The 23,193-nt window shown below is 71.4% G+C and carries 18 protein-coding genes and 1 pseudogene; 12 read left to right on the top strand and 7 right to left on the bottom strand.

The genetic code is table 11. The annotated features are described in order from the left end of the window. Positions 1-137: 137 nt before the first annotated feature. The 5 genes from ABT004_RS21975 to rbsD are packed head-to-tail and all read left to right on the top strand — an operon-like array spanning position 138 to position 6,002. A complete protein-coding gene (locus ABT004_RS21975) occupies positions 138-1,175 on the top strand; it encodes a LacI family DNA-binding transcriptional regulator (protein ID WP_351339432.1) in 1,038 nt (345 codons plus the stop codon). Further along, positions 1,172-2,719, top strand: coding sequence for a sugar ABC transporter ATP-binding protein (locus ABT004_RS21970; protein WP_351339430.1), 1,548 nt, complete (start codon positions 1,172-1,174; stop codon positions 2,717-2,719). The genes ABT004_RS21975 and ABT004_RS21970 overlap by 4 nt, the downstream gene beginning before the upstream one ends. Further along, on the top strand, positions 2,700-4,658 hold the full coding sequence (locus ABT004_RS21965; RefSeq protein WP_451191495.1) for an ABC transporter permease/substrate-binding protein: 1,959 nt from the start codon (positions 2,700-2,702) through the stop codon (positions 4,656-4,658). Before ABT004_RS21970 ends, ABT004_RS21965 begins: the two co-directional genes overlap by 20 nt. A 58-nt stretch (positions 4,659-4,716) precedes the next feature. Continuing rightward, entirely contained in the window at positions 4,717-5,616 is a 900-nt protein-coding gene (locus ABT004_RS21960; protein WP_351339428.1) for a ribokinase, read from the top strand. Further along, complete coding sequence (gene rbsD, locus ABT004_RS21955; protein ID WP_351339426.1) at positions 5,613-6,002, top strand: D-ribose pyranase; 390 nt, start codon at positions 5,613-5,615, stop codon at positions 6,000-6,002. The genes ABT004_RS21960 and rbsD overlap by 4 nt, the downstream gene beginning before the upstream one ends. Before the next feature lie 199 nt (positions 6,003-6,201). On the opposite strand, the gene ABT004_RS21950 is transcribed toward rbsD, so the two are convergent. From ABT004_RS21950 to ABT004_RS21940, 3 genes are read right to left on the bottom strand one after another with little or no spacing between them, the layout of a single operon-like run. After that, positions 6,202-6,999, bottom strand: a complete 798-nt coding sequence (locus tag ABT004_RS21950) for a sugar phosphate isomerase/epimerase family protein (protein ID WP_351339441.1) — start codon at positions 6,997-6,999, stop codon at positions 6,202-6,204. 47 nt (positions 7,000-7,046) lie between these two features. After that, the gene (locus tag ABT004_RS21945) at positions 7,047-8,201 is read right to left on the bottom strand and encodes a dihydrodipicolinate synthase family protein (protein ID WP_351339423.1); all 1,155 of its coding nucleotides are present in this window, start codon (positions 8,199-8,201) and stop codon (positions 7,047-7,049) included. Further along, positions 8,198-9,355, bottom strand: coding sequence for a Gfo/Idh/MocA family protein (locus ABT004_RS21940; RefSeq protein WP_351339421.1), 1,158 nt, complete (start codon positions 9,353-9,355; stop codon positions 8,198-8,200). Before ABT004_RS21940 ends, ABT004_RS21945 begins: the two co-directional genes overlap by 4 nt. Before the next feature lie 205 nt (positions 9,356-9,560). Between ABT004_RS21940 and ABT004_RS21935 the strand changes: the two genes are divergently transcribed. Both ABT004_RS21935 and ABT004_RS21930 read left to right on the top strand, forming a co-directional pair. Further along, complete coding sequence (locus ABT004_RS21935; protein ID WP_351339418.1) at positions 9,561-10,607, top strand: LacI family DNA-binding transcriptional regulator; 1,047 nt, start codon at positions 9,561-9,563, stop codon at positions 10,605-10,607. 270 nt (positions 10,608-10,877) lie between these two features. Continuing rightward, positions 10,878-10,991 (top strand): annotated as a pseudogene (locus ABT004_RS21930) (GntR family transcriptional regulator); the annotation flags it as partial. On the opposite strand, the gene ABT004_RS21925 reads toward ABT004_RS21930, so the two are convergent. Next, positions 10,987-11,295, bottom strand: coding sequence for an HGxxPAAW family protein (locus ABT004_RS21925; RefSeq protein WP_351339415.1), 309 nt, complete (start codon positions 11,293-11,295; stop codon positions 10,987-10,989). The pseudogene ABT004_RS21930 and the gene ABT004_RS21925 overlap by 5 nt on opposite strands. Before the next feature lie 120 nt (positions 11,296-11,415). Between ABT004_RS21925 and ABT004_RS21920 the strand changes: the two genes are divergently transcribed. After that, the gene (locus ABT004_RS21920; RefSeq protein WP_351339412.1) at positions 11,416-12,054 is read left to right on the top strand and encodes a TetR/AcrR family transcriptional regulator; all 639 of its coding nucleotides are present in this window, start codon (positions 11,416-11,418) and stop codon (positions 12,052-12,054) included. A 41-nt stretch (positions 12,055-12,095) separates the two neighbouring features. Here ABT004_RS21920 and ABT004_RS21915 read toward each other — a convergent pair whose 3' ends face one another. Continuing rightward, a complete protein-coding gene (locus tag ABT004_RS21915) occupies positions 12,096-13,523 on the bottom strand; it encodes an alkaline phosphatase family protein (protein ID WP_351339409.1) in 1,428 nt (475 codons plus the stop codon). Between the two features lie 325 nt (positions 13,524-13,848). Here ABT004_RS21915 and ABT004_RS21910 point away from each other — a divergent pair, with 325 nt between their 5' ends. The 4 genes from ABT004_RS21910 (at position 13,849) to ABT004_RS21895 (ending at position 18,872) form a co-directional block, all read left to right on the top strand. Next, complete coding sequence (locus tag ABT004_RS21910; protein WP_351339407.1) at positions 13,849-14,784, top strand: bifunctional helix-turn-helix transcriptional regulator/GNAT family N-acetyltransferase; 936 nt, start codon at positions 13,849-13,851, stop codon at positions 14,782-14,784. A 17-nt stretch (positions 14,785-14,801) separates the two neighbouring features. Further along, positions 14,802-15,602, top strand: a complete 801-nt coding sequence (locus ABT004_RS21905; protein ID WP_351339405.1) for a sugar phosphate isomerase/epimerase family protein — start codon at positions 14,802-14,804, stop codon at positions 15,600-15,602. Between the two features lie 704 nt (positions 15,603-16,306). Then, complete coding sequence (locus ABT004_RS21900) at positions 16,307-18,127, top strand: glycoside hydrolase family 3 protein (protein ID WP_451191559.1); 1,821 nt, start codon at positions 16,307-16,309, stop codon at positions 18,125-18,127. A gap of 127 nt (positions 18,128-18,254) precedes the next feature. After that, positions 18,255-18,872: a hypothetical protein gene (locus ABT004_RS21895; protein WP_351339402.1), complete on the top strand. Its 618-nt coding sequence runs from the start codon at positions 18,255-18,257 to the stop codon at positions 18,870-18,872. Between the two features lie 40 nt (positions 18,873-18,912). Here the strand turns inward: ABT004_RS21895 and ABT004_RS21890 are convergent, their stop codons facing one another. Together ABT004_RS21890 and ABT004_RS21885 are read right to left on the bottom strand one after the other, a co-directional pair. Further along, complete coding sequence (locus ABT004_RS21890) at positions 18,913-19,338, bottom strand: hypothetical protein (RefSeq protein WP_351339436.1); 426 nt, start codon at positions 19,336-19,338, stop codon at positions 18,913-18,915. A 74-nt stretch (positions 19,339-19,412) separates the two neighbouring features. Then, entirely contained in the window at positions 19,413-23,153 is a 3,741-nt protein-coding gene (locus ABT004_RS21885) for an ABC transporter ATP-binding protein (protein WP_351339400.1), read from the bottom strand. Between the last annotated feature and the right edge of the window lie 40 nt (positions 23,154-23,193).

Below are 23,193 nucleotides of genomic sequence, written 5' to 3'. Positions count from 1 at the left end.
CCCCCGTGGCCGTAACCACGTCCGCCTCGCCGATCACGATCGCGTCACGACCGCCTCCCGCCCCTTGCCTCCGTCCCGTGTAATCGATTCCAATCCTCCGTGTAATCGATTCCACGTAGCCACAAGGAGGTGGCGCGATGGCCGGTATCAAGGATGTCGCGGCCGCGGCCGGCGTCTCCGTCGCCACGGTGTCTCGCGTTCTGAACAGCCATCCGTCCGTGAGCCCGGACGCCCGCACCCGCGTGCTGGCCGCCGTGGAGTCGCTCGGCTACCGGCCCAACGCGGTGGCCCGCTCACTGCGCACCGCGCAGACCCGCACGCTCGGCCTGGTCATCAGCGACGTGCTGAACCCGTACTTCGGCGAGCTCGCCCGCTCCGTCGAGGAGGAGGCCCGCGGGCTCGGCTACAGCGTGATCATCGGCAACGCCGACGAACGGCCCGAGCTCCAGGACCACCACGTAAGGACCTTGCTCGACCGCCGCATCGACGGGCTGCTCGTCTCCCCCACCGACGGCGCCTCGCCGCTGATGCTCGACGCCGCCCGCGCGGGCACGCCGATGGTCTTCGTCGACCGGTGGATTCCGGGCGTGGACGTCCCCGTCGTGCGGTCCGACGGCCGCGGCGCCGTGCGCGACCTCGTCGCCCACCTGCACGCACTCGGCCACCGCCGGCTCGCCATCATCGCGGGCCCCGCCGTCACCACGACCGGCAGCGAGCGCGTCGACGCCTTCCGTGAGGCCCTCGCCACGTACGCCCTGGAACTCCCCGACGCCTACATAGGGCAGGGCGACTTCCAGGCGGACAGCGGGCGCCGGGTGACCGAGGCCTTCCTCGACCTCGACGAACCGCCACAGGCGGTCTTCGCGGCCGACAACCTCATGGCCCTCGGCGCGCTCGACGCCATCCGCGCGCGCGGCCTGCGCGTCCCGGACGACATCGCGGTCGCCGCGTTCGACGACATCCCGTGGTTCGTGCACACCGATCCGCCCATCACGGCGATCGCCCAGCCGACCAAGGACCTCGGCCGGGCCGCCGTGCGCGCCCTGGTCGACCGCATCGAGGGGCGGGTGCCCGAGTCGGTCACCCTCCCCGCCCACCTCGTCGTACGGCGCTCCTGCGGCGAGACCGGCGAAGCCCCCCACACGCCCACCTCAATGGAGAGGAGCAACGGATGAGCAGCTCCGAAGAGTTGCTGCGTATCGAAGGGATACGGAAGACCTTCCCCGGCGTGGTCGCGCTCGACAGCGTCGACTTCGACCTGTGTCGCGGGGAGGTGCACGTCCTGCTCGGTGAGAACGGGGCCGGAAAGAGCACGCTGATCAAGATGCTCTCCGGTGCCTACACGCCCGACGAGGGCCGTATCACCGTCGGCGGCGAGCAGGTCCGCATCCACGGTGCGCAGGACGCCGAACGGCTCGGGATCGCGACGATCTATCAGGAGTTCAATCTCGTTCCCGATCTGACCGTCGCCGAGAACATCTTCCTGGGGCGCCAGCCGCGCCGCTTCGGTCTCATCGACCGCAAGACGATGGAGAGCGACGCCGAGAAGCTCCTCGCGCGCGTGGGCGTGAATGTCTCGCCACGCGCGCGGGTGCGCGAACTGGGCATCGCCCGGCTCCAGATGGTGGAGATCGCGAAGGCGCTCAGCCTGAACGCGCGCGTGCTCATCATGGACGAGCCGACCGCCGTGCTGACCTCGGAGGAGGTCGAGAAGCTGTTCGTCATCGTGCGGCAGCTGCGCGAGGACGGCGTCGGGGTCGTCTTCATCACGCATCACCTGGAGGAGATCGCCGCTCTCGGTGACCGCGTGACCGTCATCCGGGACGGGCGGAGTGTGGGCCAGGTGCCCGCCTCCACCTCCGAGGACGAGCTCGTCCGCCTCATGGTGGGCCGCTCCATCGACCAGCAGTACCCGCGCGAACGCCCGGCCGGACAGGACACGGCCGGCGCGCTGCTGAAGGTCGAGGGGATGACGCGGGACGGCGTCTTCCACGACGTGAGCTTCGAGGTGCGGGCCGGCGAGGTCGTCGGCATCGCAGGCCTCGTGGGCGCGGGACGCACCGAGGTCGTACGCGCCGTCTTCGGCGCCGATCCGTACGACGCCGGGACCGTCGAGGTCGCCGGGTCGAAGCTCCCCCGGCACGACGTGATCGCCGCGATGGCGGCGGGCGTGGGCCTCGTCCCCGAGGACCGCAAGGGGCAGGGGCTCGTCCTCGACCAGTCGGTGGAGGAGAACCTCGGGCTCGTCACCATGCGGACCGCGACCCGCGCCGGGTTCGTCGACCGGCAGGGCCAGCACGACGCCGCCGAGCGCATCGCGGAGCAACTGGGCGTCCGGATGGCCGGGTTGGGTCAGCACGTGCGCACCCTGTCCGGTGGCAACCAGCAGAAGGTCGTCATCGGCAAATGGCTCCTCGCGGACATCAAGGTGCTGATCCTCGACGAGCCGACGCGCGGCATCGACGTCGGCGCGAAGGTCGAGATCTACCAGCTCATCAACGAGTTGACCGCCGCCGGGCACGCCGTCCTCATGATCTCCAGTGACCTTCCCGAGGTGCTCGGCATGAGCGATCGGGTCCTGGTGATGGCCGGGGGACGTATCGCCGGTGAACTCGCCGCCGACGAAGCAACCCAGGACTCCGTGATGGCGCTCGCCGTCAGCAACCAGCAGCACAGCGCCTTCGAGGAGGAGGGCTCCCGTGACCTCAACAAGCACTGACACGCTCAAGAAGAACCAGGCCAAGAACAGCGGCGGGGGCCTGCTGCGGCTGCTCCTCGACAACGGCGCGCTGACCGCGCTCGTCGTCCTGGTCATCGCCATGTCGCTGATGTCCGGCGACTTCCTGACCACCCAGAACCTGCTGAACGTCGGCGTCCAGGCGGCCGTCACCGCGATCCTCGCGTTCGGTGTCACCTTCGTCATCGTCTCGGCGGGCATCGACCTGTCGGTCGGCTCCGTGGCAGCGCTCTCCGCGACCGTCCTCGCCTGGGCGGCCACCAGCGAGGGCGTGCCGGTCGCGATAGCCGTGCTGCTCGCCGTCGTCACGGGTGTCGCCTGCGGTTTCGTCAACGGACTGCTCATCTCGTACGGCAAGCTCCCGCCGTTCATCGCCACGCTGGCGATGCTGTCGGTCGGTCGCGGTCTGTCGCTGGTGATCTCGCAGGGCTCGCCGATCCCGTTCCCCGGTTCGATCTCCAAGCTCGGTGACACGCTCGGCGGCTGGCTGCCCGTGCCGGTCATCGTGATGATCGTGATCGGGCTGATCACGGCGGTCGTCCTCGGCCGTACGTTCATCGGCCGGTCCATGTACGCGATCGGCGGCAACGAGGAGGCGGCCCGCCTCTCCGGTCTGCGCGTCAAGCGGCAGAAGCTCGTCATCTACGGCCTGTCGGGCCTGTTCGCGGCCGTCGCCGGCATCGTGCTCGCCTCCCGTCTCGCCTCCGCGCAGCCGCAGGCCGCGAACGGCTACGAGCTGGACGCCATCGCCGCCGTCGTCATCGGCGGCGCCTCGCTCGCCGGTGGTACGGGCAAGGCGTCGGGCACGTTCATCGGCGCGCTGATCCTCGCCGTGCTCCGCAACGGCCTCAACCTCCTCTCGGTGTCCGCGTTCTGGCAGCAGGTCGTCATCGGTGTCGTCATCGCGCTCGCCGTGCTGCTCGACACCGCGCGCCGCAAGGCCGGTGCGCAGCCGGCCGCCGCGGGTGCCGGGGCCGGCGGTCCCAAGCAGCGGATGCAGTACGTACTCGCGGCCGTCGTCGCCATCGCGATCGTCGGTGGCCTCGCGGTGTGGAACAACACCGGGGGCTCCGGCGGCAAGAAGGACCTCAAGCTCGGCATGGCCGTGTCCACGCTCAACAACCCGTTCTTCACGGAGATGCGGGCGGGCGCGCAGGCCGAGGCCAAGAAGCAGGGCGTCGAGCTGACCGTCACGGACGCGCAGAACGACGCCTCGCAGCAGGCCAACCAGATGCAGAACTTCACGAGCGAGGGACTCAGCGCCGTCATCGTGAACCCGGTCGACTCCGACGCCGTCGGCCCGTCCGTGCGCACCGCCAACAAGGCCGACATCCCCGTCGTCGCCGCCGACCGCGGCGTCAACAAGGCGAAGGCCGCGACCCTCGTCGCCTCCGACAACGTCGCGGGCGGCAAGCAGGCCGCGAAGGTCATGGCCGACAAGCTGGGCGGCAAGGGGAAGATCGCGGTCCTTCAGGGCCAGGCCGGTACGTCGGCGAGCCGTGAACGCGGGGCCGGCTTCGCCGCCGGGCTCAAGAACTACCCGGGTATCGAGGTCGTCGCCAAGCAGCCCGCGGACTTCGACCGCACCAAGGGCCTGGACGTCATGACGAACATGCTCCAGTCGCACCCCGACGTCGAAGGAGTCTTCGCCGAGAACGACGAGATGGCGCTCGGCGCGATCAAGGCCCTCGGCTCGAAGGCCGGCAAGTCCGTCCCGGTCATCGGCTTCGACGGCACCCCCGACGGCTTCAAGGCCGTCAAGGCGGGCACCCTGTACGCCTCCGTGGCCCAGCAGCCGCGCGAGCTCGGCAGGATGGCCGTGCAGAACGCGATCTCCGCGGCGAAGGACAAGAAGATCTCCTCGGCCGTGAAGGTGCCGGTGAAGGTCGTCACGGCGAAGAACGTCGCCGACTTCAAGTGACGCGAACCACGAGGCGCGCCTCGTACCCTTTGCCGTGATGTACGAAGAAAGGCACAGCATGAACACGTACGACCTCCTTGTCGTGGGGTCGGCCAATGCCGACCTGGTGGTGGGCGTCGACCGGCGGCCGGCCGCGGGCGAGACCGTGCTCGGCTCCGACCTGCGGACCCACCCCGGCGGCAAGGGCGCCAACCAGGCCGTCGCCGCCGCCAAGCTGGGGGCGCGCACGGCGCTGCTCGCGCGCGTCGGCGACGACGGGCACGGCAGGCTGCTGCGCGACTCGATGGAGGCGGCGGGCGTGGACACGTCCGGCCTGCTGGTCGGCGGGGCGCCCACGGGGGTCGCGCTGATCACCGTCGACCCGTCCGGCGACAACTCGATCGTGGTCTCACCGGGCGCGAACGGGCGGCTCACACCCGAGGACGTACGGGCTTCGGGCGGGCTGTTCGCGGGCGCGCGGGTCGTGTCGATGATGCTGGAGATCCCGCTGGACACGGTCGCGGAGGTGGTCCGCAACCTGGCGGACGGCGCCCGCCTCGTCCTCAACCCCTCGCCGCCCGCCGCACTCCCGGACGAGGTGCTCGCGGCCTGCGACCCGCTGATCGTCAACGAGCACGAGGCAAAGGTCATCGCGGGCGAGGACCTCGGCGACGACCCCGAGGACTGGGCGCGGCAGCTGCTCGCGCTCGGCCCGCGCTCGGTCGTCGTCACGCTCGGCTCCGAGGGCGCGCTCGTCGCGGACGCGGCGGGCTCGACGCGGGTCGCCGCGGTGAAGGTGAAGGCCGTCGACACGACCGGCGCCGGTGACGCGTTCACGGCGGCGCTCGCGTGGCGGCTCGGCGCCGGCGAATCGCTCGCCGAGGCCGCCGCCTACGCCGCCAAGGTCGGCGCCACGGCCGTCACCAAGGAGGGCGCACAGGCCTCGTACCCGACGGCGGAGGAGGTCGCCGCGCTGTGAAGAAGGCAGGCATACTCAACCGCCATCTGGCGGGCGCCCTCGCGGAGTTGGGGCACGGCGACGGGGTGCTGATCTGCGACGCGGGCATGCCGATCCCGGCGGGCCCGCGCGTCGTCGACCTCGCCTTCCGGGCCGGTGTCCCGGCCTTCGCGGAGGTGCTCGACGGGCTGCTCGACGAGCTGGTGGTGGAGGCGGCCACGGCGGCCCGCGAGGTCCGGGACGCGAATCCGGACACCGCGGAACTCCTCCAGGACCGGCTGGAGCCCCTCGGCTTCGTCACGCACGAGGAGCTGAAGGCGCTGTCGGCGCACGCGCGCCTCGTGGTCCGCACGGGAGAGGCACGTCCGTACGCGAACGTGCTGCTGCGCTGCGGGGTCTTCTTCTGACGACGAGGGCCATTTGGTCGTGATGCGCTCTTGGCCGTGAAGCGCTGCGAGGGGCCCGGTCCGCGGACCGGGCCCCTCGGGCTTTCCCCCTCCTGCGCCGGAACCTCGATCCCCCCAGATCGCCCCCCCAGGGTGTTCCGACACCCAATACGACACGCGGACCGCGCGAAGGGTTGTACGTGGTTGCGGAGAAAACTTTCTACGCGGCGTGAGCCGTGAACCGCTCCGCCGTCTCCGCCAGCACCTCGCGCCCGTCGCGGGCCCACAGACCGTCGTTGAACAGCTCGACCTCGATGGGCCCCGTGTACCCCTGCGCCTCGACGAGACCGCGCCAGTACCGCATGTCGATCGCGCCGTCGCCGATCTGACCGCGCCCGTTGAGCACGCCCTCCGGCAACGGGGTGGTCCAGTCGGCGAGTTGGAACGTCGCGATACGCCCCTGCGCCCCGGCCCGCGCGATCTGCGCGGGCGCCCGGTCGTCCCACCAGATGTGGTACGTGTCCACGCAGACGCCGACCTGCTCCGCCGGGAAGCGTTCGGCGATGTCCAGGGCCTGCGCGAGCGTCGAGACGACGCAGCGATCGGACGCGTACATCGGGTGCAGCGGCTCGATCGCGAGCCGCACACCGCGCTCGGCCGCGTACGGGGCGAGTTCGACGAGCGCGTCACCGATCCGCTCCCGGGCGCCCACCAGGTCGTACGAACCGGCCGGGAGGCCGCCCGAGACGAGCACCAGGACGTTCGTGCCGAGCGTCACGCACTCGTCGACGGCCCGCTTGTTGTCCTCGATCGCGGCCTTGCGTTCCGTCTCGTCGACCGCGGTGAGGAAGCCGCCGCGGCAGTGTGTGGTGACGTTCAGACCGGCGTCGCGCAGCAGCTTCGCCGCGGCCTCGACGCCGTACTCCTGGACGGGCGCGCGCCAGGTGCCGAGGTTCCGGACACCCAACTCGCCGCAGACAGCGGCCAGTTCAGAGATAGACAGCTGCTTCACCGTCATCTGATTGATGGAGAATCGGGGATCGGCGGTGAAGGGGGTCGGGCCGCTCAAGAGGTCACTCCGTACAGGGCGAGCAGGTTCTTCATTCGGGCCTCGGCGAGTTCCGGCTTCGGGAACAGGCCCAGTTCGTCGGCGAGTTGGTAGGCGCGCGCGAAGTGCGGCAGTGAGCGCGAGGACTGCTGCCCGCCGACCATCGCGAAGTGGTCCTGGTGACCGGAGAGCCAGGCGAGGAACACGACGCCGGTCTTGTAGAAGCGGGTCGGCGCCTGGAACAGATGGCGCGACAACTCGACGGTCGGATGCAGGAGTTGACGGAACCCGTCCACGTCTCCGGTGTCGAGGGTGCGTACCGCCTTCGCGGCGAGCGGGCCCAGCGGGTCGAAGATGCCGAGCAGTGCGTGGCTGAAGCCGCGGTCGTCGCCGGCGATCAGCTCCGGGTAGTTGAAGTCGTCGCCGGTGTAGCAGCGCACGCCGTTCGGGAGGCGGCGGCGGATGTCGATCTCGCGCCGGGCCTCCAGGAGGGAGACCTTGATGCCGTCGACCTTGTCGGAGTGCGCCTTGATGATGTCGACGAAGGTGTCGGTGGCGGTGTCGAGGTCGGACGAGCCCCAGTAGCCCTCCAGGGCAGGGTCGAACATCGGGCCGAGCCAGTGCAGGACGACGGGCTCGGTGGCCTGCCGGAGAAGGTGGCCGTAGACCTCGGCGTACTCCTCGGGCCCGGAGGCCGCGGCGGCGAGCGCCCGTGAGGCCATGAGGATGACCTGGGCGCCGGCCTCTTCGGCGACCGCGAGCTGCTCCTCGTACGCCCTGCGGACCTCGTCGAGACCGGCGCCGGGCGCGAGCTGGTCGGTGCCGACGCCGACCGCGATCCGGCCGCCGACGGTCTTCGCCTCGGCGGCCGAGCGGCGGATCAGCTCGGCGGCGCCCGCCCAGTCCAGGCCCATGCCGCGCTGCGCGGTGTCCATGGCCTCCGCGACGCCGAGGCCGTGCGACCACAGGTGGCGGCGGAAGGCGAGGGTGGCGTCCCAGTCGACGGCGGCCGGGGAGTCCGGGGTGGTGTCGGCGAGCGGGTCGGCGACGACGTGCGCCGCCGAGAACACGACGCGGGACGCGAGCGCGGCGCCGGTGTCGAAGGTGAGGGGCTCGGCGCGCGGCTCGTAGGTCTTCAACTGCCCCGCTGCATCAGGGAGATGGATGGTCACAGCGAGATCTCCGGAACGTCGAGGCGACGGCCCTCAGCCGAGGACTTGAGCCCCAGCTCGGCCATCTGCACGCCGCGCGCGCCGGCCAGCAGGTCCCAGTGGTAGTCGGCGCCCGCGTAGACGTGCCGGAGGAACAGCTCCCACTGGACCTTGAAGCCGTTGTCGAACTCGGTGTTGTCCGGCACTTCCTGCCACTGGTCGCGGAAGGAGTAGGTGGCGGGCAGGTCCGGGTTCCACACGGGCTTGGGGGTCGCGGACCGGTGCTGCACACGGCAGTTGCGAAGCCCCGCGACGGCGGAACCCTCGGTCCCGTCGACCTGGAACTCGACCAGCTCGTCGCGGTTGACGCGCACGTCCCAGCTCGAGTTGATCTGCGCGACGATGCCGCCCTCGATCTCGAAGATGCCGTACGCGGAGTCGTCGGCGGTGGCCTCGTAGGGTTTGCCGTTCTCGTCCCAGCGGGTCGGGACGTGCGTGGCGGCAAGGGCGTTGACGGAGGTCACGCGGCCGAACAGCCCGTTCAGCACGTACTCCCAGTGCGGGAACATGTCGACGACGATGCCGCCGCCGTCCTCCGAGCGGTAGTTCCAGGACGGCCGCTGGGCCTCCTGCCAGTCCCCTTCGAACACCCAGTACCCGAATTCACCCCGCACGGAGAGAATCCGCCCGAAGAACCCGCCGTCGATCAGCCGCTTCAGCTTCAGCAGCCCCGGCAGGAACAACTTGTCCTGCACGACACCGGACTTGACGCCCGCCGCGCGCGCGAGCCGCGCCAGCTCGATGGCGCCCTCCAGGCCCGTGGCGGTCGGCTTCTCGGTGTAGATGTGCTTTCCGGCGGCGATCGCCTTCTTGAGGAAGTCCTCACGCGTGTGGGTCATCGCGGCGTCGAAGAAGATCTCGATGCTGTCGTCGGCGAGCACGGCGTCCACATCGGTGGAGATGTTCGCCGGGTCGAGGCCGTGCTGCTCGGCGATCGCCTTCAGGGCGTGCTCGCGGCGCCCGACGAGGACCGGCTCGGGCCACAGCACCGTGCCGTCACCGAGGTCGAGTCCGCCCTGCTCGCGCAGCGCGAGGATGGAGCGGACGAGGTGCTGGCGGTAGCCCATGCGCCCCGTCACACCGTTCATGGCGATGCGCACCGTCTTGCGTGTCACGTGAGTCCCTTCCTCCGGCCGGCCGGCCACTCGTGCCCCGGTATGGCCGCATACGCGGGGCGGCGCCTGCCGAATCCTTCGTAGCAAGCGCTTTCTATACAAGGAGAAGCTAGCCTCTGGACTGCCGCTCGGACAAGAGCGGATACGAGACCGGGGCCTCGGGAGTGCTACCGCGGGCCCGGGACCCTTCACGGAGGCAGACTCGATGACCGTGACCCTGGCGGATGTGGCCGCCCGCGCGCAGGTGTCCCCCGCCACCGTCTCGCGCGTGCTGAACGGGAACTATCCCGTCGCCACGAGTACGCGCGAGCGGGTGCTCAAGGCCGTGGACGACCTGGACTATGTGCTCAACGGGCCGGCCAGCGCCCTCGCCGCCGCCACCTCCGACCTGGTCGGAGTCCTGGTCAACGACATCGCCGACCCGTTCTTCGGGATCATGGCCTCCGCGGTGCAGTCGGAGATCGTCGGGCCCGGTGGCCGGGCGGGCGGCGAGCGGCTCGCGGTGGTCTGCAACACGGGCGGCGAACCGGAACGCGAACTCACCTACCTGACCCTCCTCCAACGCCAGCGCGCTGCGGCGGTCGTCCTCACCGGCGGGGCGATCGAGAACGAGGCCCATGTCGCGGCCGTGGCAGCCAAGTTGCGACGACTCGCGGAGGCAGGGACGCGGGTGGTGCTGTGCGGCCGACCGCCGGTGCCGGACACCGACGCGGTGGCGCTGACCTTCGACAACCGGGGCGGGGCGCGGGAGTTGACGGAGCATCTGTTGGGGCTGGGCCACCGCAGGATCGGCTACGTCGGCGGCCCCGAGGAACGCACGACGACCCGCCACCGCCTGGAGGGCCACCGCGCGGCCCTCGCCGCGGCGGGGGTGCGCGAGTCGGACGGCCTAGTGGCCCACGGCTCGTACGACCGTACGTCGGGCTACGAGGCGACGGCCGAACTCCTCGCCCGCGAACCAGACTTGACAGCCGTGGTGGCGGCGAACGACAGCGTGGCGCTCGGCGCGTGCGCGGCCCTGCGGGAGGCGGGCCTGCGCATCCCGCAGGACGTCTCGGTGGTCGGCTTCGACGACCTCCCCTTCAGCATCGACGCGGCCCCTCCCCTGACGACCTTCCACCTCCCCCTGGCCGAGGCGGCGGCCCGAGCGGGCCGCATCGCGATGGGCCGCGAGGCGGCGCCCAAGGGGCGGATCGTGGAGGTGGGCGGGGAACTGGTGGTGCGGGGGTCGACGGGTAAGCCGCGTATGTAGGCACGGGCGAGGTGCGAGGGCGTAACGCGCTCCGTACGCCGCCCCCGCGACTGTGTGACTGTGACGGCAAAGCGCGGACATACCGGAGTTCGGCGTCACAGTCGGGTTCGTGGACGGGCGGGCCGCCCCGTCCGGGCGGCGCGGCGCGCGTCGGGCTACCGAGCCGACCGCCGCTCAGGCCACCTTGACGGACACGTCGCCGCGCTGGACGAACACCGCGACCTCGCCGCCGAGCGCCCCGGCGTAGGCGCGCAGCACCTCCAGGCTCTCGACCTGCCCGTGTTGCGTTCCTTGCGCGTCGCCCTCACCGACGGTGAGCGCCCCATCGAGGCGACGGTCATGGTGAAGGCCGGCCATCTCTACGAGGTGCAGTACGAGTTCACCGCGGGGTGGCCCGGTCGCGGCGGCCCGCCAGGCGGCAGCCGAGGCAGTTCGGGTGGCCAGTACGGGCGGTCAAGTCCCGCCGGGTCAAAGGGTGTTGGTCGGCCGGGCGTGGTGTCGGCGGTTTGCCCCAGCCGGTCAGGTGCAGGGCCCACACCGTCAGTGCCGCCAGCGGCAGGGCGGCGAGGCCCAGCCAGATTCCGGGGCGCCAGCCGACGACGCCCGCACCAATGATGGCCGAGCCGAGGGTGGCCACGGCGCAGCCGGTCCAGCCGGCGAGGGTGTGGCCTTCGTCCGTCGTCGCCATGTGTCATGCCTCCAATTCCGCGATCATCGGTATTTATTGAGCGATGACTCAAGAAGAACTCGGGTGGACCGTAGCACTCTTCTTGAGCGCTCGCTCAAGAAGAGCCGATACAGTGGCGGCATGACTGGCGGTACGACTGAGGGCAAGGCCCGGCCGCGCGGACGGCCGCGCACGTTCGATCGCGACGCGGCGCTGGCCGTGGCCGTGCGGCTGTTCTGGGAGCGGGGCTACGAGGCGACCTCGGTGGGCGAACTGACCGCCGCCATGGGCATCCGCCCAGCCAGCCTGTACGCCGCGTTCGGGGACAAGAAGACGCTGTTCAGGGAGGCCGTCGAGGTCTACGGGCGGTCCCCCGTCGGCGCGTTCGTCGGTGTGGCGCTCGCCGAGGAGGCTACGGCGTACGCGGCGTTCGCCCGCATCCTGCGCGAGGCCGCCCGCGTCTACGCGGACCCCTCGCACCCCGCGGGCTGCCTGGCCAACAGCGCCGCGACCAACGTGACGGAGCAGGACGCGGAGGTCGCCGCGTTCCTGCGCGACGTGCGCAACGCCGGAGTCGCCTCCTTCGAGGAGCGGCTGCGCCAGGCACGGGCGGCGGGCGAACTGCCGAAGGACACGGACACGACCGCCCTCGCCTCGTACTTCGCCGCCGTGGTGCAGGGCCTGTCGCAGCGCGCACGGGACGGCGCCGACGCGCGGGAGCTGGCGGGGGCGGCCGAGTTCGCACTGGCGGCGTGGCCGGGAGGCCGGGGCGGCGCCTGACACCGGCCCCGCCACGGCCCCGGCCGCCCCGCGCGGCAGCGTCACACGTGGGGCCTGCCACCCCTCTCCTGCTCCGGGAAGGACTGGTCCGCGCCCGGCAGCGTCGGCTTCGGCAGGGTGGCCACGTCGCCCTTCGCCCGCTCCCACTGCCGCGCCGTGTCGTCGGGGAGTCCGGGAGGCGTGGGGCGGGCGTGAGAGAAGCGGAAGGCGGAGGTGAGGTCGCCGAACGTGTCGCGTCGCCAGTCGGTGACGTTCGGCTCCCGCACACCCGTGAACCGCTCCAGGAACTGCAGCGCCGACGTGTGGTCGAAGGCCTCCGAGGCCACCCAGCCGCCCACCGTCCAGGGCGAGACGATGATCGCGGGGACCCGGAAGCCGCCACCGATGGGCAGGCCCTGGACGAACTCGCCCGCCGTGCCGGCCGGGGGCGTGGGCGGGGCCACGTGGTCGAACAGGCCGTCGTTCTCGTCGTAGTTGAGGATGAAGGCGGTCTTCGCCCAGACCTTCGGATTACTGGCTATCGCCTCTATCTTGCGGGCGACGAAGTCGGCCCCGGCCGCCGGCAGATAGTCCGGGTGCTCGGACTCGTAGGACGTCGGCATGATCCAGCTGACCGCCGGGAGCCGGTCGTTCCGGGCATCGTCCTCAAAGGTCCCCTCGGGTTGCGGGCGCATCCCGCGCTCGTAGAGATCGGAGCCGGGCTTCGCGTCCTTGAAGCTCGCGAACTGCTCCAGCATGTTGCAGCCGTAGTCGTCGTCCTGCTGGTAGACCTTCCAGCTGACACCGGCGGCCTGGAGGCGTTCGGCGTACGTCGTCCAGCGGTAGGGCTGCGGCGCCGTGTTGTTGAGGACCGGGCCGCCCTGCGTCCCGCCCGGGTCGATCGAACCGGTCATCCAGTAGAGGCGATTGGGCCACGTCGGGCCGAAGACGGAACAGAAGTAGTTGTCGCAGATCGTGAACGTCTCCGCGAGCGCGAACTGGAACGGGATGTCCTTACGGGTGTAATAGCCCATCACATAGGGGCCGTTGACGCCGTCGGCCTTGCGGTGGGCCGGCAGCCACTGGTCCATGCTCCCGCCGTTCCAGGCCTCGTGCTGGACCGACCAGGCATGGCTGGTGGAGGGGATGGCCTGAGCGCTGGAGGTGTGCGTGTCCAGGTGGAACGGGAGCAGGTAGCCCTTCGGATTCTCGGCGTCGGGCTGATAGAAGACCGAGCGGCCGGTGCCCAGCTTCCGCGCCTCGGGGTCGTTGAAGCCGCGGACGCCCTTGAGCGTGCCGAAGTAGTGGTCGAAGGAGCGGTTCTCCTGCATCAGCATCACGACGTGCTCGATGTCGCGCAGCGAGCCCTTGCGGGGCGGGCCCGCGGCGACCGCCTTCTGGACGCTGGGCGGAAGGAGGGAGAGTGCGGCGGCGCCGCCGACGGCGCCTGCCGCGGAGCCGAGGAGTCTACGTCGGGTGAGTTCGGCCATGAGTGTCCCCTGGGGTGTGGTGCCGGAAGTCCGGGCATGCCAACGGCCCGCGTGCGACGGGCCGTTGGACCACTGTGCGGCGCGTGGGATGTGGCGCGGAGGAGGCCCGCGATGAACTCGGGGACAACGCCACGGGTGGGCTTGGCCAACCCATGGGCCGTCCTTGAACCGCTATACCTGCCGCATGCACGGACTTGACCGGGAGCCGCCTTCGCGGGGCGCCGCGGACGCCCGGCGCGTGGACGCCTCCCCGCCCCCGGCGTACTGTGGTCAGCACCCCGAACCTCTGACTGAGTCAACTGTCCGAGCAGCGAGGTCGATGACCATGACCGTGCACGACATCCGGTCCTTCAACCGCTTCTACACGAACGTGATCGGCGCGCTCGACTACAGCCGCCATCTGTACGCCCCGTACACCCTCACCGAGTCCCGCGTGCTGTACGAGCTGGCGCACACGGAGAGGGTCGACGTAGCCGATCTGCGCGTCCGACTGAGCCTGGACGCCGGGTACTTGAGCCGCATCCTCAACAAGTTCGAGCGGGACGGGCTCGTCGAGCGCGGCTCGTCCGAGCGGGACTCGCGGCGGCGCCGCATCACCCTCACCGCGCGCGGCCGGAGCACCTCCGAGCTGCTGGAGGAGCGCTCGCGGGAAACCGTGGGCGCGCTCCTCGACACCGTCCCCGCCACCGACCGCGACCGCCTCTCCGACGCGCTGCGCACCGTGCGCGAGGTGCTCGGCGACGGCCGCGCGGCCCCGCACCCCGAGAACGTCCTGCTGCGCGATCCCGGCCCCGGAGACCTGGGCTGGATCGTGGCGCGCAACGGGGCCTTGTACGCCGCCGAGTTCGGCTGGAACGCGGACTACGAGGGCCTGGTCGCCCGCATCGTCGCCGACTTCGCGCAGGACCACGACCCGCACCTGGAGCGGGTGTGGATCGCCGAGCTGGACGGCCGTCCGGTGGGCTGCGTGATGTGCGTACGGGACGAGGCGCCGGGTACCGCGCGGTTGCGGTTGCTGCTCGTCGAGCCGGAGGCGCGGGGGCTCGGCATCGGCGACCGGCTGGTGCGGGCGGTCGCCGATTTCGCGCGGGGCGTCGGCTACCGGGAGCTGGTGCTGTGGACGAACGACGTGCTGAAGTCGGCCCGTTCGATCTACCAGCGGCACGGGTTCGTACTCGTCGGCGAGAAGCCGCACCGCTCGTTCGGAGCGGATCTGATCGGCCAGGACTGGAAAATGACCCTCCATAGGACGGCGGACTGACGGGTAGGGTCCCGCCCATGAAACTGGCGTTCTCCACCCTCGGTGTCCCTGGTCTCCCCCTCGACGACGTGCTCGCGCTCGCCACCGCGCACGGATATCACGGCGTCGAACTGCGCGCGCACCCCGAGGAGCCGGTGCATCCTGGGATCGACCGTGAGCAACGGGCGGACGCCGCCGCCCGGTTCAAGGCCGCCGGGGTGGAGGTCCTGGGTGTGGCCGGGTACGCGCGCGTGGCGGCGCCGAGCGAGGACGGTCCGGTGCTCGACGAGGTGCGGGCCCTGGTGGACCTCGCGCACGACCTGGGCGCCCGGTACGTACGCGTCTTCCCGGGCGGGGGCGATGAGCAGGGACCCGAGGAGGCGGATGCCACGGCGGCGCGGCGGCTGGGCGTGGCCGCCGAGTATGCGGCGGACCGTGGGGTGCAGGTGCTGCTCGAGACGCACGACTCGCATCGCACGGGGGCGGCGGCGTCCCGCGTCCTCGGCCTTGTCGGGCACCGCAACGTGGGGGCGTTGTGGGACGTGATGCACACGTGGCTCGGCGGCGAGCAGCCGGCCTCCTCGTACGCGGCGCTTTCTCCGTACCTCGGATACGTGCAGGTCAAGGACATCGCGGGGCCCGACGACACGGTTCCGCTGGCGCTGGGGGCGGGGGTGCTGCCGCTGGCGGAGTGTGTGGAGGTGCTGAGTCGGGAGGGGTGGGACGGGTGGTTGTGCTGGGAGTACGAGGCGCGGTGGTATCCGGCGGCGGTTCCTCTGTCGGGGTTGCTGGGGGCGGGGCGGGAGCACGTTGCGCGGTTGCTGAACGAGTCGGCCTAGCCCGGGTGTTCATGGCGGCCCCTGTCGCCGACGCCACGGGGCTCCGCCCCGGACCCCGCGCCTCAATCGCCGGCGGGGCTCAAAAGATCGGGGCTCCGCCCCGCACCCCGCTGCTCAATCGCCGCAGGGGCTTAAATTGCCCACCCGGCGCAGGGGAAGGATGTTGCACGGTCGGCGTGAGGGCAGGATGTTGCACGGTCGGCGTGAGGGCAGGGTTTTCCCCGTCTGCCGCAGGGGCTCCATGTGACCCGATTCACCGCCGGGCACGGGTGGCAAAATCAAGCCCCGCCGGCGCTTGAGGCGCGGGGTCCGGGGCGGAGCCCCGTGCGGGTGGGCGGGCCGTGCGGTGGGCCCGACCACGGCAACCCCGTTCACCACCTGCGCACCGATTTCACGAAATCCCCGAATTCCGGGAACCCGGACCCGCATGCTTCCGTCAGAAGGACACGCTGCCGGAGAGTCACCGCAGTGCGGTGTCGGCATCGCTGCTGGCTGCGAACGCTGACGAACCCTCTCCGCCGCCTGCGGCCGGCAGTGTCGCCGCCACCGGTGCGCCCCCTCCAAAGTGCCGGTGGCGGCCCCCTCCCCAAGGGCCCGCCACCCAACTCCCGCACCTACACAGCCTCTTGACTGGCAGTAATTTTCCGGATACTCGTTGCGCGCGGAAGTTATTTTCAGGGTCCGCGCCTCCTCCGGAAGGAGCGATCGTGCCACTGTCCAGACGTACCGTGCTCGCCGCCGCCACCATCGGCACCACGGCGGTCGGCCTCAGCGCCACCACTGCACGGGCCGCGGGTGCCGCGGGGGCCACCCCCGCCTCCGAGCAGGCCCTCAGGAAGATCATCTCCGGGATGTCCCTGGAGGAGAAGGTCGGCCAGCTCTTCGTGATGCGGGTGTACGGCCACTCGGCCACCGCCCCCGACCAGGCCGACATCGACGCCAACCTCGAGGAGATCGGCGTCCGCACCGCCGCCGAGCTCATCGACACGTACAAGCTCGGCGGCATCATCTACTTCGCGTGGGCGCACAACGTCCGCGACCCGCACCAGATAGCCGACCTCAGCAACGGGATACAGAAGGTGGGGCTCCAACAGCCGTCCCGTATACCGCTGTTGATCTCCACCGACCAGGAGCACGGCATCGTCGCCCGCGTCGGCAAGCCCGCCACCCTGCTCCCCGGCGCGATGGCGTTCGGCGCGAGCGGCTCCCGGGAGGACGCGCGCAGGGCAGGGCAGATCGCGGGCGCCGAGCTGCGCGCCATCGGCATCCGGCAGGACTACGCGCCCGACGCCGACGTCAACGTCAACCCGGCCAACCCCGTCATCGGCGTACGCTCCTTCGGCGCGGACCCGAAGGCCGTCGCGGGCCTCGTGGCGGCGCAGGTCAAGGGCTACCAGTCGTCGCACATCGCCTCGACCGCCAAGCACTTCCCCGGACACGGGGACACAGCGACGGACAGCCACACCGGGATCCCGTACATCAGCCACACCCGTGAGCAGTGGGAGCAGTTGGACGCGCCGCCGTTCAAGGCGGCGATCGCGGCCGGCATCGACTCGATCATGACGGCCCACATCGTCGTCCCGGCGCTCGACCCGAGCGAGGACCCGGCGACGCTCTCCCGCCCCATCCTCACCGGCATCCTGCGCGAGCAACTCGGCTACGACGGCGTCGTGGTGACCGACTCGCTCGGCATGCAGGGCGTCCGCGACAAGTACGGCGACGACCGCGTGCCCGTACTGGCCCTCAAGGCCGGCGTCGACCAGCTGCTCAACCCGCCGACGCTGTCCGTCGCCTGGAACGGGGTCCTCGACGCCGTCAGGAGCGGCGAGCTGACCGAGGCGCGGCTCGACGAGTCGATCCTGCGCGTGCTGCGTCTGAAGTCGAAGCTGGGGCTCTTCAAGGAGCCCTACGTCCCTCAGTCGGGCGTCGACCGCACCGTCGGCACCCCCGCGCACCTCGCCACGGCCGACCGGATCGCCGAGCGCACGACGACGCTCCTGGTCAACAAGAAGGGGCTGCTGCCGCTGTCCCGGCGTACGCACAAGAACGTGCTCGTACTCGGCGCCAACCCCGCCTCCCCGTCCCTCAGCGACGGCCCGCCGACCACCGCGATCGGCTCGGCGTTCACCGAACTGGGCTTCACCGCAACGGTGTTGGCGACCGGCACGACGCCCACCCAGGCGACGATCGCGCAGGCCGTCGCGGCGGCGAAGGGCAAGGACGCCGTGGTCATCGGCACGTACAACGTCGCCGCGGGCAGCGCGCAGCAGTCGCTGGTGAACGCGGTGGCGGAGACCGGGGTGCCGGTCGTGACGCTGTCCATGCGCAACCCGTACGACGTCGCCCAACTGGCCGCCGCCGACGCGCATGTGGCGGCGTACTCGTGGATCGATGTCGAACTGCGGGCCGCCGTACGGGTGTTGGCGGGGAAGGCGGACCCGCGCGGGAAGCTGCCGGTGCCCGTACAGAAGGCCGACGACCCTGCGCAGGTCCTCTACCCGATCGGCTACGGGCTGTCGTACTGACCCGTCCGTAGCGGGCGTACGCCGCGATCGGCGCACGCCACCGCCAACTGGCGCAAAGCCCCCCGCACACCTGGCGTGCGCCCGTCGCCACGGGCCACGCTGGGCGGGGACGTCGGGGGGTTTTGCCATGTTTGGGCGGTGGGTCGGTGGGGTGTGCGCGGTGCCGGTACTGGCGCTCACGCTCGTACTCGCGCTCGCCGGGTGTCAGGGCTCCCCGGGCGCTTCCGTTGACCGGCCGTCCTCGCGCGCGTCCTCCGGGTACGGGGCGGTGTTCCTCGCCGTGGACGAGTGCAGTTCGCGCGGGCGCGCGTCGTTCAACGAGGTGCCGTGCCGCAGCGAGCGGGCCGTGGCACGGGTCGTCGCCCGGCACGACGGGGAGACGTCGGACGGGCCCGCGTGCCCCGCCCGCACCGACTTCGTGCTGCACATCAGCGAGAGGCGGCCCGCGGCCGACGAGAACGGCGACGGGGCCGTGGACCGCGGCTACGCCTGCATGCGCAATCTGGCTCCCCCGCACCCCGGCGACCCGGGTCGCGGCGGCGGCCCCCGCACGATCGTCGGCGACTGCCTCACGGCGGCGGGCAAGGGCCAGGTCCGCGAGACGGCCTGCGCAGGCACGGACCGGGACGCCCCGCGGTACCGGGTGCTCACGGCAGTCCTGTCCCGCTCGGCGTGCCCGCCGTCGACCTCGCTCTACGTGACCCTGGGCGGCAGCAAACCGGTGGGCTGCGCGGTCACGGTGTGAGGGCCGCGGCCGAACACCGCAACCGCACCCGGAGCCCCGTTCAGCACAGGATCCAGCCGCTGCGCACCGACTTCGCGCCCACGGAGCCCTTCACTCGGACGCAGCGGTGCCCTGCGTGCACGGTGATCGGGCCCGCGTGCCGGCTGTAGCGGCCCTTGTCGACGACGGCCCGGTTGCCGCGGGCCTGGACGCTCACGGACATGGTGCGGCGGGCGCCGGTGCGCTTGGCGTAGGTGACGGCGCAGACGTAGCCGCTGTTCTTGTAGACGACCGTGCGGCCCGTCTCGAAGTGCAGCGTGCGCGCATTGTGTCCCCCGCACAGCGAGGCGGCCTGAACGCCGGTGACCGTGGGGCCCGCGAGGACCAGCAGGGCCGCGGCGACCAGTACGGACAGGGCCGGCGCGAGCACCCCGCGGGGCGCGCGCGGCGTACGTATGCCGCCTTCACCGAGCCCTCGTCCGCGCACCACAGCCCCTCCCGTCACATCCGCACCAGCGTACTGGTGAACTGACGCACCAGACCGGCCGGCGGTTGCGTGCCTCACGTCGAAGAGCTGACCTCGTCGGCCGCCACCGGCTCCCCCAGGAACGTCCGCCACAGCGCCGCGTACTTCCCGTCCAGTTGCAGCAGTTCGTCGTGCGTGCCGTCCTCCGCGACCCGGCCGTCGTCCATGACGACCACCCGGTCCGCGCGGGCCGCCGTCGTCAGGCGGTGGGCGACGACCAGGGTGGTGCGCTTTCCGGAGATGCGGTCCGTGGCCTGGTTGACCTGGGCCTCGGTGGCGAGGTCGAGGGCGGCGGTCGCCTCGTCGAGCAGGAGGATGTCCGGGTCGACGAGTTCGGCGCGGGCCAGGGCGATCAACTGCCGCTGCCCGGCGGAGAGGTTGCGGCCCCGCTCCGCGACCTCGTGGAGGTAGCCGCCGTCGAGCGTCGCGATCATCTCGTGCGCGCCGACGGCCCGCGCCGCCGCCTCCACCTCGGCGTCGCTCGCGCCGGGCCGGCCGTAGGCGATCGCGTCGCGGACCGTGCCGGGGAAGAGGTAGGCCTCCTGCGGGACGACGCCGAGCCGGTGCCGGTAGCCGGTGAGGTCGAGTTCGCGCAGGTCGATGCCGTCGGCGGTGACCCGGCCCCCCGTCGGGTCGTAGAACCGGGCGACGAGCTTGACGAGGGTCGACTTGCCCGCGCCGGTCTCGCCGACGAACGCGACGGTCTGCCCGGCGGGGATGCGCAGGTCCACATCGCTCAGGGCGACCTCCGGCTTGTCGGCGGACCCGTACGCGAAGTCCACGTCCTCGAAGGCGATCTCGCCGCGCAGCGACGGCACCTCGCGGGGGCGTTCGGCGTTCTTCGTCGACGTCGGCTCGCGCAGCAGTTCCTGGATGCGGCCGAGCGAGACGGTGGCCTGCTGGTAGCCGTCGAAGACCTGGGAGAGCTGCTGCACGGGCGCGAAGAACAGGTCGATGTAGAGGAGATACGCGACCAGTGCGCCCGTCGTCAGGGTGCCCGCGTCGACCCGGTGCGCGCCCACCGCGAGGACGGCCGCGGTCGCCACCGCCGACAGGAGCTGCACGAACGGGAAGTACACGGAGATCAGCCACTGGCCGCGGATCCGCGCCTTGCGGTAACTGGCGCTGCCCGCGGCGAACTTCGCGCTGCCGTCCCGCTCACGCCGGAAGGCCTGCACGATCCGCAGCCCGGCCACCGTCTCCTGGAGGTCGGCGTTCACGACGGAGATCCGCTCGCGCGCCAGCTCGTACGCCTTGACGCTGGAGCGCCGGAAGAAGAACGTCCCGACGATCAGCGGCGGCAGCGTCGCGAAGACGACCAGCGCGAGCTGTACGTCGATCACGAGGAGCGCGACCATGATGCCGAAGAACGTGACGAGGGAGACGAACGCGGTGACGAGCCCGGTTTGCAGGAACGTCGAGAGCGCGTCGACGTCGGTGGTCATGCGGGTCATGATGCGACCCGTCAACTCCCGCTCGTAGAAGTCGAGTCCGAGCCGCTGGAGCTGGGAGAAGATCTTGAGCCGGAGCGAGTAGAGCACTCGCTCGCCGGTACGTCCCGTCATCCGCGTCTCGCCGAACTGCGCGGCCCACTGCACGAGCACGGCGACGAGGCCGAGCCCGGCCGCCGCCCACACCGCGCCGATCGCGAGCTGCGAGACGCCCTCGTCGATGCCGTGCCGGATGAGGATCGGCAGCAGCAGGCCCATGCCCGCGTCGACGGCGACGAGCGCGAGGCTGATCAGCAGCGGCGCCCGGAATCCGCGCAGCAGGCGACGAAGCCCGTACGACTCCTCGGCCGTGACGGCCCGCGTCTCGTCGACGTCGGGGGTGTCGGTGGCCGGTGGCAGCGCGTCGACCTGCGCGAGGAGTTCCGGCGTCGCGGGCGACCCGGCGAGCGCGGCGTCCCGCGGCTCGCGGTCGCCCGTCCACAGCCTGGGGGTGACGCCGCGCTCGGCGTCGAACTCGGCGTCGAGTTCGTCCCGTACGGAGGTGTCCTCCACCGGCTCCCCCGCGACGGGCGGGGTGTGTCCCGGTGACACTCCGCCCAACTCGTCGGGGTCGGTGAGCAGGCGCCGGTACAGCGGCGATCCTGCCTCCAGCTCCTCGTGCGTGCCGATCGCGGCGAGCCGCCCGCCGTCGAGGACGGCGATCCGGTCGGCGAGGCCGAGGGTGGAGCGGCGGTGCGCGATGAGCAGCGTCGTACGGCCCGCCATCACGTGCGCGAGCGCCTCGTGGATCTCGTGCTCGACGCGGGCGTCGACGGCGGACGTCGCGTCGTCGAGGACGAGGAGGCGGGGGTCGGTGAGGATGGCGCGGGCGAGCGCGACGCGCTGGCGCTGGCCGCCGGAGAGGGTGAGGCCGTGTTCGCCGACCGTGGTGTCGTAGCCGTCGGGCAGCGCGCTGATGAAGCCGTGGGCCTGCGCGGCGCGCGCGGCCGTCTCGATCTGCTCCTGCGTCGCGTCCGGGAAGCCGTACGCGATGTTGGCGCCGACGGTGTCGGAGAACAGGAACGAGTCCTCCGGGACGAGCCCGATCGCGGCGCGCAGCGACGCCGTCGTCAGCTCGCGCACGTCGTGCCCGCCGACGAGGACGGCGCCGTGCGTGACGTCGTAGAAGCGCGGGAGCAGCAGCGAGACGGTGGACTTGCCGGAGCCGGACGAGCCGACGACGGCGAGGGTCTCACCGGCCCTGATCCCGAAGGAGAGGCCGTTGAGGACGGGGCGGTCCTCGGCGTCCGCGTACGCGAAGGACACGTCGTCGAACTCGACGGTCGCGGGGGCGTCCGCGGGAAGCTCCTTCGTGCCGTCGGTCAGCGAGGGCTCGGTGTCGATGAGTTCGAGGACGCGCTCGACACCCGCCCGCGCCTGCTGCCCGACGGTGAGGACGACCGCGAGCATCCGTACGGGACCGACGAGCTGGGCGAGGTACGAGGAGAACGCGACGAACGTGCCGAGCGTGACCTCTCCGTGCACGGCGAGCCAGCCGCCGAGGGCCAGCATCGCGACCTGCCCGAGGGCGGGCACGGCCTGGAGCGCGGGGGTGTACTTCGAGTTCAGCCGGACGGTGCGGAGCCGTCCCGCGAAGAGCCTGCGGCCGACCGTCTTGAGCTTCCCGGTCTCCTGCTCCTCCTGCCCGAACCCCTTCACGACGCGGACGCCACTGACGGACCCGTCGACGACCCCGGCCACGGCGGCGGCCTGCGCCTGCGCGTACCAGGTGGCGGGGTGCAGCCGGGTGCGGCTGCGCTTGGCGATGAACCAGATGGCGGGGGCGACGGCGAGCGCGACCAGGGTCAGCGGCGGCGACAGCCACGCCATGATCACCAGGGAGATGAGGAAGAGCAGGACGTTCCCGATGGTCATCGGGAGCATGAAGAGCAGGCCCTGGATCAGCTGGAGGTCACTGGTGGCGCGCCCCACGACCTGCCCGGTCGACAGCTCGTCCTGGCGCCGGCCGTCGAGCCGGGTGATCGACCCGTACATCTCCGTACGCAGGTCGTGCTGGACGTCGAGGGCGAGCCGGCCCCCGTAGTAGCGGCGGACGAACGCGAGGACGTAGACGACGACGGCCGCGCCGATGAGCACGCCCGCCCACGTCGCCATGGACCGGGAGTGGTTCCCGATCACGTCGTCGATGATCACCTTCGTGATCAGCGGGACGAGCGCCATGACGCCCATGCCGCCGAGCGAGGCCCCGAGCGCGAGGACGACGTCCTTGGGATGACGCCATGCGTACCCCGCGAGTCGTTTCGCCCAGCCCCGTTGTTCCGCCACGCTTTCGCCTCCACGTCTCACCTGCTGCTCTGCCGTGAGG

This window comes from Streptomyces sp. NPDC002790 (assembly GCF_040295505.1).
Classification (GTDB): domain Bacteria; phylum Actinomycetota; class Actinomycetes; order Streptomycetales; family Streptomycetaceae; genus Streptomyces.
Note: the sequence above shows the minus strand (reverse complement) of the source record. Positions and strands in the feature narration are given on the sequence as shown.

Coding starts and splice junctions, on each gene's coding strand:
- ABT004_RS21910 (WP_351339407.1), top strand. CDS start 13,849: ATGACCGTGCACGACATCCGGTCCTTCAACCGCTTCTACACGAACGTG.
- ABT004_RS21975 (WP_351339432.1), top strand. CDS start 138: ATGGCCGGTATCAAGGATGTCGCGGCCGCGGCCGGCGTCTCCGTCGCC.
- ABT004_RS21960 (WP_351339428.1), top strand. CDS start 4,717: ATGAACACGTACGACCTCCTTGTCGTGGGGTCGGCCAATGCCGACCTG.
- ABT004_RS21905 (WP_351339405.1), top strand. CDS start 14,802: ATGAAACTGGCGTTCTCCACCCTCGGTGTCCCTGGTCTCCCCCTCGAC.
- ABT004_RS21935 (WP_351339418.1), top strand. CDS start 9,561: ATGACCGTGACCCTGGCGGATGTGGCCGCCCGCGCGCAGGTGTCCCCC.
- ABT004_RS21925 (WP_351339415.1), bottom strand. CDS start 11,295: ATGGCGACGACGGACGAAGGCCACACCCTCGCCGGCTGGACCGGCTGC.
- ABT004_RS21915 (WP_351339409.1), bottom strand. CDS start 13,523: ATGGCCGAACTCACCCGACGTAGACTCCTCGGCTCCGCGGCAGGCGCC.
- ABT004_RS21970 (WP_351339430.1), top strand. CDS start 1,172: ATGAGCAGCTCCGAAGAGTTGCTGCGTATCGAAGGGATACGGAAGACC.
- ABT004_RS21920 (WP_351339412.1), top strand. CDS start 11,416: ATGACTGGCGGTACGACTGAGGGCAAGGCCCGGCCGCGCGGACGGCCG.
- ABT004_RS21895 (WP_351339402.1), top strand. CDS start 18,255: ATGTTTGGGCGGTGGGTCGGTGGGGTGTGCGCGGTGCCGGTACTGGCG.
- ABT004_RS21950 (WP_351339441.1), bottom strand. CDS start 6,999: ATGACGGTGAAGCAGCTGTCTATCTCTGAACTGGCCGCTGTCTGCGGC.